Source organism: Geodermatophilus sp. SYSU D01036 (assembly GCF_054050435.1).
Genome location: NZ_JBJGZJ010000008.1, coordinates 20,252 through 36,540, shown reverse-complemented (window position 1 = coordinate 36,540; position 16,289 = coordinate 20,252). Strand labels below are relative to the sequence as shown.

Genomic DNA, 16,289 nt, shown 5'->3' with positions numbered 1-16,289 from the left:
ACATCGTCCGGGGCCGGGCAACCGGATTCGGCGGGGCCTCGTCAGCCGACGGACTGCAGGCGGGTCCGGGCCAGCCGCTCCACCATCTCCGGCAGCGCGGTCGCCGGGACGCCGCTGAGGTCCTGCCGGCACATGCGGACGACGTTGCCGACGACCTGGGGCCGCAGCCGGGTGCCGAACTCGTCCACCAGCCGGGTGACGGCCTGCTCGACGGCGGGGTCGGCGGTCGGCTGCTCGGTCGTGATCATGGGCGCGCGGGACTCCTCGCTCGGTCCGTGCGGGGTACGGCCTCCACGGTGGCGGGTGGGGCGGGTGTGAAACAGGGACCTTCGTCCCCCGCCGAGGATCGGCCCGGCGTGTCGGTCAGGACACGAAGAACGCGTTGCCACCCGACGACGTGACCGCGGCGGCGTCGCGCACCAGCGCGGCGAGCTCGGCCCGGTCGACCCGGTCCAGCGAGGTGAACCGGATGCAGCTCTTGCCACACGACACCTGCCCCAGCCGCGCGGCGCGCGCCTCGGGCAGGTACTCGCCGTCGACGACGGCGCACACGTACAGCGACAGGTGCCGCTTCTGCGCGGCGAGGGCGACTAGCGGCCAGCGGGTGGTCTCCCTGGCCGAGCGCGGCCGGTAGGGCAGCAGGCCGTAGCCGAGCACCCGCCCCGCGCCGGCCGGCACGAGCTCGCGGTCCAGCCCGGGTGCGGCCTCGCGGACCAGGGCGTCGACCCGCCGCAGCTCCGCCTCGCGCGGCCCGGCGGCGGCGAACCACTCCTCGACGCTGTCGGTCACGGACCGGACGGTATCGACCCCGGCCCCTGCAGGGTCCCGCCGCGAGCGTGCGAGCGGCGGGGGGCAGAAGGTCCTTCCGGGTTCAGGCGGGTCGCCGTCCCCACAGGAGGGTGTCGAGCGCGGTGCCGTCGGGCGTCTCCCGGTGGACCTGCTCGAGCCGGTCGACGTCGAGCAGGCCGGCGACCGGGGCCAGCCGCCGGGTGCTGTGCAGGATCGCCGGGTCCTGCGGCCCGCCGACGCCCGCGGTCACGTTCTCGGCGTCGTGCCCCAGCAGCAGGAACCGCCCCCCGGGGCGCAGCCAGCCGACGGCCCGGCGGAGGGTGTCGGTCATCGGCGGGTCCGGCAGGTGCAGGTAGGCGACCAGCACCAGGTCCACGGAGGCGGGCGGCGCCGACCAGGTGGTCACGTCGGCGGTCACCCAGGTGACCCGGTCGGCGTCGGGCTGCGCCTGCCCGCGGGCGAGGCCGGTGGCCGAGAAGTCGACGGCGGTGGCCCGCCAGCCCCGCCGGGCGAGCCACAGCGCGTGCCGCCCCTCCCCCGCGGCCAGGTCGACGGCGTCGCCCGGCGGCAGGTCCTCCACGAGCGCGGCGACCAGCGGGTTGGGCTCCCCCGACCACTGCTGCCGCTCGGCGTAGCGCGCGTCCCAGTCCTCGGCCTGCACGGGCCGCAGTCTGGCAGCGGAGTGCGGCGGCGCGGTGGAGCGGCGACGACGTGCGGGCCGCCCGGGCCGGGGTGAGGGTGGGCGGGTGAGCACCCTCCGGCTGGTCCGCTTCGAGCCGGAGCACCTGCCCGCCGTCACGCCCTGGTTCGACGACGAGGCCACGCGGCGGCGGCTGGGCGGCCGCGAGTGGCCGGTCCGCGAGATGGCGCTGCGCAGCACGCGGTGGACCGACGAGTTCCGCGGACGCCGACTGCTGCGCAGCCACTCGTTCGTCGCGCTCGACGACGCCGGGCGCCCGCTCGCCCAGATCGGCGGGGACGTCTACGACCGGTGGACGACGTGGGACCCGGTGGCCGAGCGGGTCCTCGCCACCGACGGGCGCCGCACGATGGGCGTGGCCTACGTCGTCGACCCGGCGTGCCGGGGACGCGGGCACGGCAGCGCCGCGCTCCGGGCGCTGGTGGCCGCGCCCGAGACCGCCGACGTCGAGCAGTTCGTGCTGGGCATCGAGCCGGACAACGCCGCGAGCCTGCGCGTCGCCGCCGCCGCCGGGTTCACGCCGCTGACCACGGAGCCCGACGCGGAGGACATGGTCTACCTGCACCGGGAGCGCTGACCGGGGCGGGCGCCGTGACCCAGGATGGCCCCGTGCCCGCACACGTCTCCGACCCCGACGACCTCGCGCTGCACGGCCCCCGGGTGCTCGGCTTCGCCTCCCCGGGACGGATCGCCGCACGCTACGGGCTCGACCGCGACGAGGTCGAGGACCGGCTGATCGAGCACGCCACCCGGGGCTGGGTCACCCACACCCGCTTCGCCGACAGCGCCGGGTGGTCGCTGACCGAGGCCGGCCGCGCCGAGGACGAGCGGCGGATGGGCGCGGAGCTGGAGCTGACCGGCGCGCGGGACGTGGTCGCCGAGGCCCACGGCCGGTTCGTCCCGCTGAACCGCAGGTTCGGGAAGGTGTGCACCGACTGGCAGCTGCGGCCGACCCGCACCGAGCCGATGGCCGCCAACGACCACACCGACTGGAGGTGGGACGAGCGGGTGCTGCGTGCGCTGGGGACGCTCGGCCGCGACCTGGCCGCGGTGACCGACCCGCTGGCCCGCTGCCTGCAGCGCCTGGACGGCTACTCCGACCGCTACGCCGCTGCGCTCGCCCGGGTCGACCACGGCGAGCGGCGCTGGGTGGACTCCCCCGAGGTCGACTCCTGCCACACGGTGTGGATCCAGCTGCATGAGGACCTGCTCGCCACGCTGGGGATCGAGCGCGGGCAGGACGCCTGACGTCACCCCCGGCTGGCACCCTCCCGGCATGACGACGGTGACGCCCCACGAGGTCGCGCTGCTGCGCCTGGTGGCCCAGCGGGTGGCCGGGCCGCCGTTCCCCGACGCCGCGGCGGCGGTGCGGGCGCTCGGCGCGGTGCAGGGCCAGGACCTGCCCGGCGCGCTGACGTCGGTGGCGCTGCGCACCGCCGGCCGCTCCCGCGGGGGGGTCACCGCGGCCCTCGACGCCGGCGACGTCGTCCGGTCCTGGCCGATGCGCGGGACGCTGCACCTGGTCGCCGCCGACGACCTGCCCTGGATGCTCGAGCTGCTCGGCGGGCGGGTGCTGGCCGGCGCCGCCAAGCGGCGGGCCGTCGTCGGGCTCACCGAGGGCGACCTCGAGCGGTCGCGGGAGGTCGCCGTCGCCGCGCTGACCGGCGGGCGGCGGCTGGGCCGGGCCGCGCTGCTGGCCGCCCTGGCCGACGCCGGCTGCGACGTCGCGGGCCAGAAGGGCTACCACACGCTCTGGTACCTCTCCCAGACCGGGACGCTGGTCCTCGGCCCTCCCGACGAGGGCGACCAGGCGTTCGTGCTGCTCGACGAGTGGGTGTCCGCGCCGCGCCGCCTCGACCGCGAGGAGGCGCTGGCCGAGCTCGCGCTGCGGTTCTTCACCGGGCACGGGCCGGCCACGGTCGCGGACCTGGTGCGCTGGGCGGGCACGACGGTCCGCGACGCCCGCGCGGGCCTGGCGCCGGTGCGCGAGCGGCTGGCCACGGTCGACGTCGCCGGCACCGAGATGTACCTCGACCCGGAGACCCCTGAGCGGCTGGCCGCCTGCCGCGCCGACGCCGAGGGGCTGCACCTGCTGCCCGGCTTCGACGAGGTCGTCCTCGGCTACGCCGACCGCACCGGCACGGTGCCGCCGGAGTTCGCCGACCGCATCGTGCCCGGCGGCAACGGGGTGTTCCGGTCCACCGTCGTCTGCGGCGGGCAGGTGGTGGGCACGTGGCGGTGGACCGGGAGGGGCGCGAAGCGGGTCGCCACCGCCGAGCCGTTCACCGCCTTCCCCGACGGCGTCGCCGAGCGCGTGCCGGAGCTCGCCGCCGCCCTCCCCTGACGCCGAGGGACGCCGGCAAGAAGACGCTCCTGCGGTCCTGTGGACGCTCTTGCGGGGTTGCAGCAGCGCAGGAGCGGGGGCGGCGCCGCGGGAGTCGGCCGGGACGCCGGTCCTGGAGCCCGTCTCGCGCAGCTGGAGCTCCGCAGGACCCCAGGAGCGCGGAGAACACCCCGGGAGCCGTGCCCCGACCGCAGTGCGGGCTCTCCTCGTCCGTTGCCCGCGCTGCGGCACCGACAGTGCACGAGGAACCCCGGCAGTGCGCGGCCAGGAGGCGACGGCGGGGCCGCCGGGGAAGGCTGGGCGCATGGATCACGTGCGCCTGGGCGCCACCGGCCTGGAGGTCTCGCGGATCTGCCTCGGGATGATGAGCTTCGGCGAGCCCGAGCGCGGGATGACGCCGTGGAGCCTGCCCGAGGACGAGGCGATGCCGCTGATCCGGAAGGCGCTCGAGGCCGGCGTCACCTTCCTCGACACCGCGAACGTCTACTCGGCTGGCTCCAGCGAGGAGATCACCGGGAAGGCGATCCGCGAGTTCACCACCCGCGACGACGTCGTCCTGGCCACCAAGGTGCACGGCCGGATGCGCCCGGGGCCCAACGGCGGCGGGCTGTCCCGGGTCGCGATCCTGCGCGAGCTCGAGGCGAGCCTGCGCCGGCTGCAGGTGGACCACGTCGACCTCTACCAGATCCACCGCTGGGACCCGGCCACGCCGGTGGAGGAGACGCTGGAGGCGCTGGACGCGTGCGTGCGCAGCGGCAAGGTCCGCTACCTCGGCGCGAGCAGCATGTGGGCCTGGCAGTTCGGCAAGGCGCTGCACCTGGCGGGCGAGCGCGGCTGGCACCGCTTCGTCTCGATGCAGGACCACTACAACCTGCTCAACCGCGAGGAGGAGCGGGAGATGCTGCCGCTGTGCGCCGACCAGGGCATCGGCGTCGTCCCGTGGAGCCCGCTGGCCCGCGGCCGGCTCACCCGCGACTGGGACGAGACGACGCACCGCTCGGAGAACGACGCGTTCGGCGGCCGCCTCTACGACGAGCGCAGCGACCGGGCGATCGTCGAGCGGGTCGCCGAGGTGGCCCGCGAGCGCGGCGTCCCGCGGGCGCAGGTGGCGCTGGCCTGGCTGCTGGCCAAGCCGGTGGTCACCGCGCCGATCGTCGGGGTGACCAGGGCCGCCCACCTCGACGACGCCGTCGCCGCCGTCGACCTGCGGCTCACCGACGAGGAGGTCGCCCGCCTGGAGGAGCCGTACCGCCCGCACGCCGTCGTCGGCTTCTGAGCCGCCGGTACTCGCGCAGCACGAGCACGGTCAGCAGCAGGTCGAGGCCGCCCGCGGCCCACATCCCCCACGAGCCCCGGCCCACCGCCAGGTGGGCCCGTAGGCGCCGAACACCCCGAGCACGGCGGCGGCGACCGGGCAGGCGGGCCGCACCTCGCGCAGCAGCGCGACGACGAGGCCCAGCTTCACCAGCCCTGCAGGGTCAGGTAGACGACGGCGGAGGTCCGGTCGGCGCCGGGCGCGGCCTCGCCGGCGGGGCCGCGCCCGGCCAGGGCGCCGTCCGGGCTGCCCAGCAGGTGGTGCCCGACCACCCCGGCGCTCACCGCCCGGGTGCACGCCGCGCGGGTCGTGGCCGACCTCGGCTGGGGCCTGCTCGGCGCCCGCGCCCGCGGTGACGACGCCGTGGCCGCCGACCTCGGCCGCCGGCTGGCCGCGCCCTAGCCCGCCAACCGGGGCGCGAGCTCCTCGAGGTCGTCGAGCACCAGCCCGGCGCCGAGCGGGCCCAGGCCGAGGAACCAGCGGTCGTCGTCCACCGCGACCGCCCGGCCCTCCGCGACCGCGGGGATCGACTGCCACAGCGGCCCGGCGGTGACCTGGTCGGCCGCCGTCGCGCCGTCGGCCCCGTACGCGCCGTGGAACAGCAGGTCGCCGTCGGCCTGGGTCACCTGCTCGGGCGAGACCTCGACGAAGGTCTCCGCCGTCCGCTGCAGCTCCGGCCGGGCGAAGCCGACCTCGGCCAGCACCGCCCCGATGAACGAGCCCTCGCCGTAGAGCCGCACCGTCGTGCCGTCGAGGAAGCGGGCGACGCTGACCTCGGTCTGCCCCGGGTCGCCGTAGAGGCCGCCGACCTCCTCGGCCCGCGCGGCGAACCCGTCGAGCAGGTCCTGCGCCTGCTCCTCGCGCCCGAGGGCCTCGCCGGCGAGCAGCAGGTTCTCCTGCCAGCTCTCCCCGATGGCCTCGGCGAACACGGTGGGGGCGATCTGCGCGAGCTGGTCGTAGACGTCGGCGTGCCGCACCGAGTTGGACAGGATCAGGTCCGGCTGCAGCGCCGCGATCGCCTCCAGGTCGGGCTCGGCGATCGTGCCGACGGCGGCGATGTCGGCGGGGTCGACGCCGGCCTCCGCCACGAACCCGGGCAGCTCGTCGCTGACGTCGGTGCGGACCGCGCCCACCGGGGTCACGCCGAGGGCGAGGGTGGCGTCGAGCTCACCGGTGTCGAGGACGACGACCCGATCCGGGGTGCCGGCCACCTCGGTCTCCCCCATCGCGTGCTCGACCGTGCGCGTCTCCTCCGCGGGCGCCGCCGCGGCCACGGGGTCGGTGTCCCCGCACCCGGTCAGCAGCGCCGCCGCCAGCAGCCCGCCCGCCGTCGTCCCGGCGACCCGCCGGCCCGTCCGTCCCCAGAGCACCGTTGCCCCCTCCCGGCGCCGGACCACCCGGCGCCGGGAGTCAACTTAGGACAGCCTTCCCTCAGTCGAGCGGGCGGGTCAGCCCTTCCGCTCGACCAGGAAGACGGGGATGACCCGGTCGGTCTTCTGCTGGTACTCGGCGTAGGGCGGGTAGGCGGCCACCGCGCGCTCCCACCACTCGGCCCTCTCCCCGCCGGTGATCTCGCGCGCGACGCCGTCCCAGGGCTCCGGGCCGTCCTGCACGGTCACCTGGTCGGGGTGCTTGCGCAGGTTGGCCACCCACGCCGGGTCCTTCGGCGCCCCGCCCTGGGAGCCGACCATCGCGTAGACGCCGTCCCTCTCCACCCGCATGAGCGGCTGCTTGCGGACCTTCCCGGTCGTCGCCCCGCGGGTCGTGAAGATCACGACCGGCAGGCCGGTGTCGAGCAGCGTGTTGGCCTCGCGCCCGCCGGTCGCCTCGTAGCGCTCCACCTGGTCGCGGACCCACTGCTGCGGACTCGGCTCGTACTCACCCTCGAGCGGCATGCCCCGACCGTAGGTCGCCCCGGCGGGTCCTGCCGCTCAGCGGGCGTCGACGGTGTGCGGGACGAAGAAGCTCAGGTTGTCGGTGATCAGCCCGTCGCTCTCGCGGATGCCCAGGCCCGCGGGCTCGCCGTCGACCACCCAGGCGCCGAGGACGGGGTGGTGCGGCCCGTCGACGCCGGCGAAGTCCGGCAGCGGCGCGAACTCCTGGACGACGAACCCCTCGGTGCCGTAGCGGCCGGGCATCGCGGTGACCACCTGCCCGCCGCGGACGACCTGCACGTTGGCGCCCTCGCGGCCCCACAGCGGCTTGCGCACGTAGTCCCGCCACGACGAGGGCATCTCGTCGGCGAAGTAGGCCGGCAGCAGGTACTGCCCGAGCACCGGGTCGCTGCCGAACAGCTGCCACAGCACCGGCAGCAGCGCCTTGGTGCTCCACAGCATCTTGTAGACCGGCTCGACCCACGTGGTGCCGCCCGGGCGGGCGGCGTCGGCGAGGACGGCCGCGCCGAACTCGTCGTCGACCAGCCACTCCCAGGGGTAGAGCTTGAAGACGACGTCGAGGTGGCGGCCGGCGGGGTCGTAGAAGCGGCCGTCGCCGGAGTCCAGCGCGATGTCCTCCACCAGGACCTCGACCGCCTCGTAGCCGGCCTGGACGACGGTGTCCATGAGGTAGGCGACGGTCATCCGGTCCTCGCCGGAGGTCTCCGCGCTGGTCCACGCCAGGTGCACCCGGGGCCGCACCCCGGTGCGCCGCTCCCAGCGGGTCAGGTTGCGCTGCCAGGCGGCGACCAGCCGCTCGTGCAGCGCGTTCCACTGGTCGCGGCCCTGCCCGGTGAACAGGTGCCAGTTCCACTGGGTCACCGCCGCCTCGACCAGCCCGGTCGGGGTGTCGGCGTTGAACTCCAGCAGCTTGGGCGGGCCCTCGCCGTCGTAGCGCAGGTCGAAGCGGCCGTAGACGCTCGGCGGCTCGGCCTCCCACGAGGCGCGGATGCCGGAGCGGGCGATCAGCGGGATGCCCATCCGGTCGAACAGGTCGTGCTCGATGACGTGGTCGCCGGCGGCGACGCACATCTCGAACAGCTGGGCGACGGCGCCCTCGAGCCGCTCGACCTCCGCGGCACTGAAGTCGTAGTACGGGCCCTCCCGCCAGTAGCTGCGGACCTCGCCGCCCGGCGTCGTCGTGCGGTTGTAGACCAGCCCCTGCGCCTCGACCTCGGCCTCCCAGCCGGGCCGGACGACGCCTCCCTCGACGCGCCGCACTCAGGAGCCCGAGCCGCCGCCGACGCCCGAGCCGATGCCGCCGGTCACCCGCTGGCCGGCGGACACCTTGCCGGTGGCGGGCAGCCCGTAGCGCTGGCGGGCCGCGGTGTCGGTGGGGTTGACGCGGGTGCCGCCGGCCGGGAGCACCGTGCCGACCGGCAGGCCCGGGCGGAAGGCGCCCAGGTACAGGAAGAACAGGCCGCCGCCCCCGCGGTAGTCGTCGTCGCAGTAGTCCTCGTCGACGATCTCGCCGTCCTCGTTCGTGCAGTAGGCGACCTGCTCCTGCTCGTCCTCGGACCCGCAGCCGGCGAGGAAGCCGGTGGCCGCGGTGGCCAGCACCGTGGTGGTCAGGGCGCTGCGCACCCGGTTGCCGAACGCCATGGGCTCCTCCCCGTGTGATCGTCGGCCCGACCCTAGGCCCGACCTGCGGCGTCGGCGTGCCCGGGCGGCGCGGACGGTGCTGTTCCACTAGCGTCCCGGGACGACCCGCCGTCCCGGGAGGCGCGATGACCGCGAAGGAACCCGCCGAGATCGCGAAGGTCGCCGCCGCGACCGGCGCCAAGAAGGTGCACCGCGCCTGGGACCGGGTGCTGGTGAGCGCCTTCCTCGCCGGCGCCTACATCTCCTTCGGCGCGCTGGTGGCGATCACCGTCTCCTCGGGCCTGTCCAGCGAGACGTGGGGCACGCTGCCCACGCTGTTCATGGGCGCGGCCTTCACCCTCGGACTGGTGCTGGTGCTCATCGCGGGCTCCGACCTCGCCACCGGCAACATGATGCTGGTCCCGCTCAGCGCGATGAACGGCAAGATCACCGGCGCCGACGTCCTCCGGAACCTGACGCTGGTGCTCCTCGGCAACCTGCTGGGCGCGCTGTTCGTCGCCTACTTCCTCGCCGTCTCCACCGGGGTGATCGGCGACCCGGACAGCACCGGCAGCGCGCAGCTGACCTTCACCCGGCTCGCGGAGATCGCCGACGGCAAGACCCACCACACCGCGTGGGAGACGTTCCTGCGGGGCGTCGGGTGCAACTGGCTGGTCTGCCTGGCGGTGTGGATGTCGCTGGCGTCCTCGAGCGTCTCGGGCAAGATCCTGGCGGTCTTCTTCCCGGTCATGGCGTTCGTGGCGATGGGCTTCGACCACGTCGTCGCCAACATGTTCTTCCTGCCGGCGGCGGTGTTCGCCGGCGTCGAGGGCGCGAACTGGGGCGACACCGCGACCAACTGGCTGCTGGCCGGCGCGGGCAACCTGGTCGGCGCGGTGCTCTTCGTCGGGACGTCGTACTGGTACCTGTTCCTGCGCGAGGACCGCGACGCCGCCCCGCGCACCGGCGCCGAGCCCGCCGAGCGCGCCTGACCCGCCTCCGTCCTCTCCGCGACCACGGCGCCGGGACCACGGTCCGGCGTCCCGGAGTAGTCACGACGCCGTGGTCGCGGACGGGTGACGCTCCGGTCGCGGAGTGCGGGGGCCGGTGGCACGGTCGGACGACGGCCAGCCACCGGGAGGACTGCACAGGATGAGGTACAGGGAGGGCGGCGACCTCGACACGTCGTCGATCCAGGACCGGCGCGGACGCGGCGGGGGCCTGGGCGGGGGCCGGGGGCTCGCGGTCGGCGGCGGCGGGATCGGCCTCGTCGGGCTCCTGGTGATCGTGCTGTTCCAGGTCCTCGGCGGCGGGGGCAGCGCGGGGGCCGGGCTGGGCGCGCTGTCCGGCGGCCTCGGCGAGGGCGAGACGGCCGACAACAGCGCCCTCGAGCAGTCCTGCGACGACAGCGGCGACGCCAACACCTCCGTCGAGTGCGCCGTCGTCGCCGACATCGACTCCATCCAGGACTACTGGTCGCAGGCGCTCGGCGCGGACTACGTCCCCACCGACACCGTGTTCTTCTCCGGCCAGGTGCAGACGCAGTGCGGCGGTGCCACCAGCGGGTCGGGGCCGTTCTACTGCCCGGCCGACCAGCTCGTGTACATCGACCTGACCTTCTTCGACACCCTGCGCAGCCAGTTCGGCGCCGAGGGCGGCGCCTTCCCCAACGCCTACGTGCTCGCCCACGAGTACGGCCACCACGTGCAGAACCTGCTCGGCGCCAACCGGCAGGTGACCCCGGGCGAGACCGGCCCGACCAGCGGCACCGTGCGGCTGGAGCTGCAGGCCGACTGCTACGCCGGCGTGTGGGCCAACCACGCCGAGACGGTGCCCGACGAGTCCGGCGCACCGCTGATTGCCGAGATCACCCAGGACGACGTCGACCGGGCGCTGGACACCGCCGGCCGCATCGGCGACGACTTCATCCAGGAGAACCTCGGCGGCGGCACCGTGGACCAGGACACCTTCACCCACGGCTCCTCCGAGCAGCGCCAGCGCTGGTTCCTCACCGGGTACGAGACCGGCGACCCGCGGCAGTGCGACACCTTCTCGACGGACGACCTGGGCTGAGCGCGTGACCTCGAGCGACCCCACCGACCACCTGCGGGTCGGCCGCGACGGCGCCGTCGCCGTCCTGACCATCGACCGCGCGGACAAGCGCAACGCGCTCACCGCCGGCATGTGGGCCGCGCTCCCCCGCGTGCTGGCCGGGCTGGCCGAGGACCCGTCGGTGCGGGTGCTCGTGCTCACCGGCGCCGGGACGAGCTTCTGCGCCGGCGCCGACATCTCCGACCTGCTCGGCGGGCCGGACACCGACGACCCCATGGCGCACCTGCGCCGTGACAACCTCGCCGCGCAGGCGGCGCTGCGGGACTTCCCGCGGCCGACCATCGCGATGATCCGCGGCCACTGCATCGGCGGCGGCGTCGAGCTGGCCACCTGCTGCGACCTGCGGTTCACCGACCCGACCGGCGTCTTCGGGGTCACCCCGGCGAAGGTCGGGATCGTCTACACGCCGACGTCGACCCGGCAGCTGATGGAGCTCGTGGGCCCGGCGACGACCCGCTACCTCCTGTACTCCGGGGAGCTCATCGACGCCGGGTCCGCGCTGCGCACCGGCCTGGTCGACCGGCTGCTGCCCGCCGGCGACCTGGCCGGCGAGGTGCGCCGGTTCGCCGGGGTGCTGGCCGAGCGGTCGGCGCTCACCCAGCGCGCGGCCAAGGAGGTCACCGCCGCGCTGGCCGCGGGCGGCGACGGCGAGGAGGTGGCCCGCCGCTGGTACCGGGAGACCATCGCCGCCGGCGAGCTCGCCGAGGGCGTGGCCGCCTTCACCGAGCGGCGCACCCCGCGCTTCCCCTGGACCCCCGGCTAGGCGACGCCGAGGCCCTGCTCCTCCGCCTCGACGGCGGCGTTCCACTCGCGCTTCTCGGCCTGCCAGCGGTCCTCGGTGCTGCCGACCCGCCAGTAGCCGGACACCGACAGCCGCTCGCGCGGGGCGCCGAGCCCGGTGCGCACGAACCGGCGCAGCTCGCGGACGGCGCCGGCCTCGCCGTGCACGAACACGTGCACGTCCCCCTCGGGCAGGTCCGCCGCGACGACGGCCGCGACCAGCGCGACGCCGGGGGCCGCGCCGCGGTGCACCCAGGTCACCCGCACGCCCGGGCCGGTGGCGAGGTCCTGCTCCTCCTCGGGCCCGGCCACCTCGACGAACACCTCCGCCCGGGCACCCGCCGGCAGCGCCTCCAGCGCGGCGGCGATCGCCGGCAGCGCGGTCTCGTCGCCGGCCATGAGGTGCCAGGCCGCGTCGGCGGCCGGGCTGTAGGCGCCGCCCGGGCCGAACAGCTGCAGCGTGTCGCCGGGGCGGGCGGCCCGGGCCCAGGGGCCGGCCACGCCCTGGTCGCCGTGGACGACGAAGTCGACGGTCAGCTCGCCGGCCGCGGCGTCCCAGGAGCGGACCGTGTAGGTGCGCGTGGCGGGCCACTGCTCGCGCGGCAGGCGGGCCTGCACGTCGTCGAGGTCGAACGGGGCCGCGTAGGGCGCACCGGCCGGCGGGAAGAGCAGCTTGACGTAGGAGTCGGTGTGCTCGGGCGCGAAGCCGGCCAGCCCCTCCCCGCCGAGGACGACGCGGACGACGTGCGGCGTCACGCGGCTGGTGCGCACGACGGTGCCCGTACGGGGCGTCCGCCTGCGGCGCGGGGGCTGGTCGGCCATGAACTCTCCTCGGATCAGGGAAGGCTCACCTTACCTGCGTCCCCCGGGAGCCCCGCCGCCGTTTCGGACCCGCGCGTCCGGGTAGCCCGTGGCCTGCGGGAACGGCGACGCCGCCGGGCACGGACGTCCGGTCCGGCCGGCTCCCCGACCGCACTTCCCCACGGTCCACCGGGCCGGCGCCACTGGTCGCCGGCCCCGCTCCACCCGCATCCGCCCCGGCGACGGCCGTCGCCGGGATGTGTGTGAGTGATCCATTTCTGGGTAGCGCCAGCCTCGACCGAGATCCACTCAGGAGGAACGATGACCCACTCCATCGACGCCCCCCTCCCGCCGCCGCCCTCCTCGGGCGCCAGCGGCTACGGGGAGACGAGTACGACCTCGACCACCACCTCGGGTTCGCCGTTGACCACCGACGTCGCGAAGGACGAGGCCCGCAACGTCGGCCAGACCGCGAAGCAGGCCGGCTCCCAGGTCGCCTCGACCGCCGCGGACGAGGCCAGGAACGTCGTCGCCGAGACCAAGCAGCAGGCGCAGAGCCTGGTCGAGCAGGGCCGCACCCAGGCCCGCCAGCAGGTCGTGTCGCAGCAGCAGAAGGCCGGCCAGAGCCTGTCGAGCCTGGCCGAGCAGCTGCGCGGCATGGTCGACGGCAACGCCCCGGCCCCCGGCCCCGCCCGCGACCTGATCCAGCAGGGCGCCGGCAAGGTCCAGGAGTTCGCGGAGATGCTGCAGAACCGCGAGCCGGCCGACCTGCTCGAGGAGGTCCGCTCCTTCGCCCGCCGGCGGCCCGGCACCTTCCTGCTCGGCGCCGCCGTCGCCGGCGTCCTCGCCGGGCGGCTGACCAGCGGCGTCAAGGCCGCGCACAGCAACGGCTCCTCGTCCGGCTCGCAGCAGTTCGCCTCGACGCCGCCGTCCTACACCACCGGCAACTACGTCGACCCGGCCCCGACCTACACGGGCTACGAGTCGACCACCGGCTACGGGACGACCGCTGGCTACGAGACGACGACGGGCTCCTACGGCGAGCACGCCGCCACCCCCGGCACCCCGGTGCCGCCCCCGCCGTACGGCACTGTCCCGCCGGCCGGCAGCGTGGTGCCGCCGTCGGCGCCCGCCGGGTGGGACGACCCGACCCGCCGCCCGGGCCAGGGGGTCTGACCATGAGCTCCCCCTACTCCGGCGCCACGCCGGTGGGCGGCCAGCAGGGCTACCCCCCGGAGCCGCCGCAGTCGAACTACGCCGTGACCCCCGGCTACGAGCAGGGCTACACCGGCCAGCAGGAGTACGCCGGCCAGCAGGAGTACGCGGGCCAGCAGGAGTACCCGACCCAGTCCTACGGGGCGCACGCCGGTGAGCGCGGCACCCCGATGACCGAGGCCGGCCGGCCCGAGGTCTCCGGCACCTCCGTCGGTGAGCTCATCAGCGAGGTCACCACGGACCTCTCGGTGCTCATGCGCCAGGAGCTCGAGCTGGCCAAGGCCGAGCTCAAGGTCGAGGCCAAGAAGGCCGGGCAGGGCGCGGGCATGTTCGGCGCCGCGGGCTTCGCCGGCTACATGACGGTGCTGTTCCTCTCCTTCGCCCTGTGGTGGGCGCTGGAGAACGTGATGGACGCCGGCCTGGCCGCACTGATCGTGGCGGTCATCTGGGGCGTCATCGGGGCCGTCGCCTACGCCATGGGACGCAAGAAGTTCCGGCAGGTGAACCCGAAGCCCGAACGGACCGTGGACACCCTCCAGCAGGTCCCCGGCGCCCTCAAGCCCCACTGACCCTCGGCCCGCGACCCGACCGGTCAGGCCACCACACCCCCTGGAGCAGACATGACCAGCAGCAGTGACCCGGACGTCATCCGGCGGCAGATCGAGGAGACGCGTCGCGAGCTGAGCTACGACGTCGACGCCCTCAACGAGAAGGTCAACCCCGCCCGCGTCATCGACCGGCGGATGTCCTCGGCGAAGGGCCGCTTCGCCAACGTCAAGGACAAGGTGATGGGCTCGGCCCACGACACCCGGTCCTCGGCGCGCGGCACCGCGCAGGACGCCCGCGGCATGGCACAGCACGCCGTCGGCTCGGTGCAGGGCGCGGCCTCCAACGCGGCCGGCACCGTGCAGGGCGCGGCGTCGAGCGCGGCCGGCACCGTCCAGGACGCCGCCTCCCAGGCGGCGCACGCCGTCCAGCAGGCCCCCGACGCGGTGGTCCGCCAGACGCAGGGCAACCCCCTCGCGGCCGGGCTGATCGCCTTCGGTGTCGGCTGGCTGGTGTCCAGCCTGCTGCCCGCCACCGAGAAGGAGCGGCAGCTGGCCGAGCAGGCCGAGAGCGCGGTCCGCGAGCACAAGGACGAGCTGCTCGCCCCGGCCAAGCAGGCGGCGCAGGAGGTCGGCGAGCAGCTCAAGCCGGCCGCCCAGCAGGCCGTCGAGGAGGTCAAGTCGACCGCGCAGGACGCGGCTCAGAACGTCAAGCAGGAGGGCCAGTCGGCCGCGCAGGACGTGCAGGGTCAGGCCCAGCAGTCCCGCGAGTCCGTGCAGAGCCAGGCCTCGTCGAGCTAGACGAAGGACCCCTCTGCCCCCACCGCTCGCACGCTCGCGGCGGGCCGCTGCAGAGGGGCCGTTCCAGCAGGTCGACAGCGCCCCGCCGGGTCCTCCCCGGCGGGGCGCTGTCGCGTCTCCCCTCGCCGGGTGACCCGGGCCGGCCCCGGCTGCAGCCGCGCCCGGCGGGCGCCGACGCTGCCGGTGTGACGGACGCCGAGGTCGCGGAGCTGCGCGCGCAGGTCGCCGCGCTGCGGGCCGAGCGGGCCACGCTGACCGCGCTGGTCGACGCCCGCGGCGAGGAGCTCGCCGTCGCCGCCCGCATGCTGCGCGCCCGCGCCGCCACCATGACCAGCGTGGTCGACGCGATCACCGAGCAGTCGGTCGTCGGCACCGACCGCGACGGCGTCGTCCGCGTCTGGAACCCCGGTGCCGAGCGGCTGCTCGGGCTCCCCCGCGCCGACGTCGTCCGCCGGCGCCGGATCACCGACTTCCACGACCCCGCGGAGCTCGCCGGCCGCGGCCTGGACGCGCTGGTGTCCGTCGCCGCCGACCGCGGCAGCGACGTCCGCGACTGGACCTACGTGGCCGCCGACGGCACCCGGCGCACCGTCTCGGTGGCCGTCACACCACGCGCCGACGACGACGGCGGCCCCGCCGGCTGGACCTTCGTCGGTACCGACATGACCGAGGTGCGCGCGGCCGAGCGGCTCAAGGACCAGTTCGTCGCCCTGGTCAGCCACGAGCTGCGCACCCCGCTGTCGTCGGTGCTCGGCTACCTGGAGCTGGTGCTCGACGACCCGACGCTGGGCGCCGGCCCCCGCCGCCACCTGGCCACCGTGCAGCGCAACGCCTCCCGCCTCGAGCGGCTGGTCGGCGACCTGCTGTTCACCGCGCAGGTGGAGGCCGGCCGGTTCGCGCTCACCCCGGGCGAGGTCGACCTGGCCGCGCTCGTGCGCGCCGCCGGGGAGTCGGCGCAGGTCACCGCGGACACCGCCGGGGTGACGCTGGCGGTGACCGCGCCCGCGGCCGGGCCGGTCGTGCCCGGCGACGCGCTGCGGCTGGGCCAGGCGGTCGACAACCTGCTGTCCAACGCGGTGAAGTTCACCCCCCGCGGCGGGCGGGTGGAGCTCGGGCTGGGCACGGCGGACGGCGAGGTGTGCATCGAGGTGCGCGACACCGGCGTCGGCATCCCCGGCGCGGACCGGGCGGGGCTGGGCACCCGCTTCACCCGCGCCACCACCGCCGTGCGGGCCGGCGTGCCGGGCGTGGGGCTCGGCCTGTCGATCACGCACGCCATCGCGGCGGCGCACGGCGGGCGGCTGGAGCTCGCGAGCACCGAGGGCCGCGGCACCACCGCGACGCTGGTCCTGCCGCGCTGAGCACACCGGTC

At 75.6% G+C, this 16,289-nt stretch carries 21 protein-coding genes; 11 read left to right on the top strand and 10 right to left on the bottom strand.

Features of this window, described 5'->3' with window-relative positions; genetic code table 11:
- Window positions 1-41: 41 nt before the first annotated feature.
- The 3 genes from ACI8AR_RS10435 to ACI8AR_RS10425 all read right to left on the bottom strand — a co-directional run bounded on the left by ACI8AR_RS10435 (window position 42) and on the right by ACI8AR_RS10425 (window position 1,450).
- Window positions 42-248 carry a three-helix bundle dimerization domain-containing protein gene (locus tag ACI8AR_RS10435; protein ID WP_456926046.1) on the bottom strand — a complete coding sequence of 69 codons (207 nt, stop codon included), beginning with the start codon at window positions 246-248 and terminating at the stop codon, window positions 42-44.
- 115 nt (window positions 249-363) lie between these two features.
- Window positions 364-789, bottom strand: coding sequence for a DUF1801 domain-containing protein (locus ACI8AR_RS10430; protein WP_457050961.1), 426 nt, complete (start codon window positions 787-789; stop codon window positions 364-366).
- A gap of 82 nt (window positions 790-871) precedes the next feature.
- Complete coding sequence (locus tag ACI8AR_RS10425) at window positions 872-1,450, bottom strand: class I SAM-dependent methyltransferase (RefSeq protein ID WP_457050960.1); 579 nt, start codon at window positions 1,448-1,450, stop codon at window positions 872-874.
- 85 nt (window positions 1,451-1,535) lie between these two features.
- On the opposite strand from ACI8AR_RS10425, the gene ACI8AR_RS10420 reads away from it, so the two are divergent.
- The 4 genes from ACI8AR_RS10420 to ACI8AR_RS10405 all read left to right on the top strand — a co-directional run bounded on the left by ACI8AR_RS10420 (window position 1,536) and on the right by ACI8AR_RS10405 (window position 5,109).
- Complete coding sequence (locus tag ACI8AR_RS10420; protein ID WP_457050959.1) at window positions 1,536-2,066, top strand: GNAT family N-acetyltransferase; 531 nt, start codon at window positions 1,536-1,538, stop codon at window positions 2,064-2,066.
- Between the two features lie 32 nt (window positions 2,067-2,098).
- A complete protein-coding gene (locus ACI8AR_RS10415; protein ID WP_456938927.1) occupies window positions 2,099-2,737 on the top strand; it encodes a hypothetical protein in 639 nt (212 codons plus the stop codon).
- Window positions 2,738-2,765: 28 nt separating this feature from the next.
- On the top strand, window positions 2,766-3,833 hold the full coding sequence (locus ACI8AR_RS10410; protein WP_457050958.1) for a winged helix DNA-binding domain-containing protein: 1,068 nt from the start codon (window positions 2,766-2,768) through the stop codon (window positions 3,831-3,833).
- A 304-nt stretch (window positions 3,834-4,137) separates the two neighbouring features.
- A complete protein-coding gene (locus ACI8AR_RS10405; protein WP_457050957.1) occupies window positions 4,138-5,109 on the top strand; it encodes an aldo/keto reductase in 972 nt (323 codons plus the stop codon).
- A gap of 30 nt (window positions 5,110-5,139) precedes the next feature.
- On the opposite strand, the gene ACI8AR_RS10400 is transcribed toward ACI8AR_RS10405, so the two are convergent.
- The 6 genes from ACI8AR_RS10400 to ACI8AR_RS10375 all read right to left on the bottom strand — a co-directional run bounded on the left by ACI8AR_RS10400 (window position 5,140) and on the right by ACI8AR_RS10375 (window position 8,684).
- Window positions 5,140-5,298, bottom strand: coding sequence for a hypothetical protein (locus ACI8AR_RS10400; RefSeq protein WP_457050956.1), 159 nt, complete (start codon window positions 5,296-5,298; stop codon window positions 5,140-5,142).
- Window positions 5,295-5,432, bottom strand: coding sequence for a hypothetical protein (locus ACI8AR_RS10395; RefSeq protein ID WP_457050955.1), 138 nt, complete (start codon window positions 5,430-5,432; stop codon window positions 5,295-5,297). The genes ACI8AR_RS10400 and ACI8AR_RS10395 overlap by 4 nt, the downstream gene beginning before the upstream one ends.
- A 114-nt stretch (window positions 5,433-5,546) precedes the next feature.
- Window positions 5,547-6,518 (bottom strand): ABC transporter substrate-binding protein, encoded by a 972-nt coding sequence (locus ACI8AR_RS10390; RefSeq protein ID WP_457050954.1) that lies wholly within the window; start codon window positions 6,516-6,518, stop codon window positions 5,547-5,549.
- A gap of 78 nt (window positions 6,519-6,596) precedes the next feature.
- A complete protein-coding gene (locus ACI8AR_RS10385) occupies window positions 6,597-7,043 on the bottom strand; it encodes a nitroreductase family deazaflavin-dependent oxidoreductase (RefSeq protein ID WP_457050953.1) in 447 nt (148 codons plus the stop codon).
- A 36-nt stretch (window positions 7,044-7,079) separates the two neighbouring features.
- On the bottom strand, window positions 7,080-8,303 hold the full coding sequence (locus tag ACI8AR_RS10380) for a glutathionylspermidine synthase family protein (RefSeq protein WP_457050952.1): 1,224 nt from the start codon (window positions 8,301-8,303) through the stop codon (window positions 7,080-7,082).
- Window positions 8,304-8,684 (bottom strand): hypothetical protein, encoded by a 381-nt coding sequence (locus ACI8AR_RS10375; protein WP_456938921.1) that lies wholly within the window; start codon window positions 8,682-8,684, stop codon window positions 8,304-8,306.
- Between the two features lie 125 nt (window positions 8,685-8,809).
- Between ACI8AR_RS10375 and ACI8AR_RS10370 the strand changes: the two genes are divergently transcribed.
- From ACI8AR_RS10370 to ACI8AR_RS10360, 3 genes are all read left to right on the top strand, one after another.
- Window positions 8,810-9,655, top strand: a complete 846-nt coding sequence (locus ACI8AR_RS10370; RefSeq protein ID WP_457050951.1) for a formate/nitrite transporter family protein — start codon at window positions 8,810-8,812, stop codon at window positions 9,653-9,655.
- A gap of 160 nt (window positions 9,656-9,815) precedes the next feature.
- Window positions 9,816-10,736: a KPN_02809 family neutral zinc metallopeptidase gene (gene ypfJ, locus ACI8AR_RS10365; RefSeq protein WP_457050950.1), complete on the top strand. Its 921-nt coding sequence runs from the start codon at window positions 9,816-9,818 to the stop codon at window positions 10,734-10,736.
- A 4-nt stretch (window positions 10,737-10,740) separates the two neighbouring features.
- Complete coding sequence (locus tag ACI8AR_RS10360) at window positions 10,741-11,538, top strand: enoyl-CoA hydratase/isomerase family protein (RefSeq protein ID WP_457050949.1); 798 nt, start codon at window positions 10,741-10,743, stop codon at window positions 11,536-11,538.
- Here ACI8AR_RS10360 and ACI8AR_RS10355 read toward each other — a convergent pair.
- Window positions 11,535-12,377, bottom strand: coding sequence for a siderophore-interacting protein (locus ACI8AR_RS10355; protein ID WP_456938917.1), 843 nt, complete (start codon window positions 12,375-12,377; stop codon window positions 11,535-11,537). The genes ACI8AR_RS10360 and ACI8AR_RS10355 overlap by 4 nt on opposite strands.
- Before the next feature lie 300 nt (window positions 12,378-12,677).
- On the opposite strand from ACI8AR_RS10355, the gene ACI8AR_RS10350 reads away from it, so the two are divergent.
- The 4 genes from ACI8AR_RS10350 (at window position 12,678) to ACI8AR_RS10335 (ending at window position 16,278) form a co-directional block, all read left to right on the top strand.
- Window positions 12,678-13,532 carry a hypothetical protein gene (locus ACI8AR_RS10350; protein ID WP_457050948.1) on the top strand — a complete coding sequence of 285 codons (855 nt, stop codon included), beginning with the start codon at window positions 12,678-12,680 and terminating at the stop codon, window positions 13,530-13,532.
- A 2-nt stretch (window positions 13,533-13,534) separates the two neighbouring features.
- A complete protein-coding gene (locus tag ACI8AR_RS10345; RefSeq protein ID WP_457050947.1) occupies window positions 13,535-14,140 on the top strand; it encodes a phage holin family protein in 606 nt (201 codons plus the stop codon).
- A 51-nt stretch (window positions 14,141-14,191) separates the two neighbouring features.
- Window positions 14,192-14,917: a DUF3618 domain-containing protein gene (locus ACI8AR_RS10340; protein ID WP_456938914.1), complete on the top strand. Its 726-nt coding sequence runs from the start codon at window positions 14,192-14,194 to the stop codon at window positions 14,915-14,917.
- A 185-nt stretch (window positions 14,918-15,102) separates the two neighbouring features.
- Window positions 15,103-16,278 (top strand): sensor histidine kinase, encoded by a 1,176-nt coding sequence (locus ACI8AR_RS10335; protein WP_457050946.1) that lies wholly within the window; start codon window positions 15,103-15,105, stop codon window positions 16,276-16,278.
- The last annotated feature ends 11 nt before the right edge of the window (window positions 16,279-16,289 follow it).

Coding starts and splice junctions, on each gene's coding strand:
- ACI8AR_RS10435 (WP_456926046.1), bottom strand. CDS start 248: ATGATCACGACCGAGCAGCCGACCGCCGACCCCGCCGTCGAGCAGGCC.
- ypfJ (WP_457050950.1), top strand. CDS start 9,816: ATGAGGTACAGGGAGGGCGGCGACCTCGACACGTCGTCGATCCAGGAC.
- ACI8AR_RS10405 (WP_457050957.1), top strand. CDS start 4,138: ATGGATCACGTGCGCCTGGGCGCCACCGGCCTGGAGGTCTCGCGGATC.
- ACI8AR_RS10345 (WP_457050947.1), top strand. CDS start 13,535: ATGAGCTCCCCCTACTCCGGCGCCACGCCGGTGGGCGGCCAGCAGGGC.
- ACI8AR_RS10355 (WP_456938917.1), bottom strand. CDS start 12,377: ATGGCCGACCAGCCCCCGCGCCGCAGGCGGACGCCCCGTACGGGCACC.
- ACI8AR_RS10340 (WP_456938914.1), top strand. CDS start 14,192: ATGACCAGCAGCAGTGACCCGGACGTCATCCGGCGGCAGATCGAGGAG.
- ACI8AR_RS10375 (WP_456938921.1), bottom strand. CDS start 8,684: ATGGCGTTCGGCAACCGGGTGCGCAGCGCCCTGACCACCACGGTGCTG.
- ACI8AR_RS10410 (WP_457050958.1), top strand. CDS start 2,766: ATGACGACGGTGACGCCCCACGAGGTCGCGCTGCTGCGCCTGGTGGCC.
- ACI8AR_RS10370 (WP_457050951.1), top strand. CDS start 8,810: ATGACCGCGAAGGAACCCGCCGAGATCGCGAAGGTCGCCGCCGCGACC.
- ACI8AR_RS10350 (WP_457050948.1), top strand. CDS start 12,678: ATGACCCACTCCATCGACGCCCCCCTCCCGCCGCCGCCCTCCTCGGGC.
- ACI8AR_RS10385 (WP_457050953.1), bottom strand. CDS start 7,043: ATGCCGCTCGAGGGTGAGTACGAGCCGAGTCCGCAGCAGTGGGTCCGC.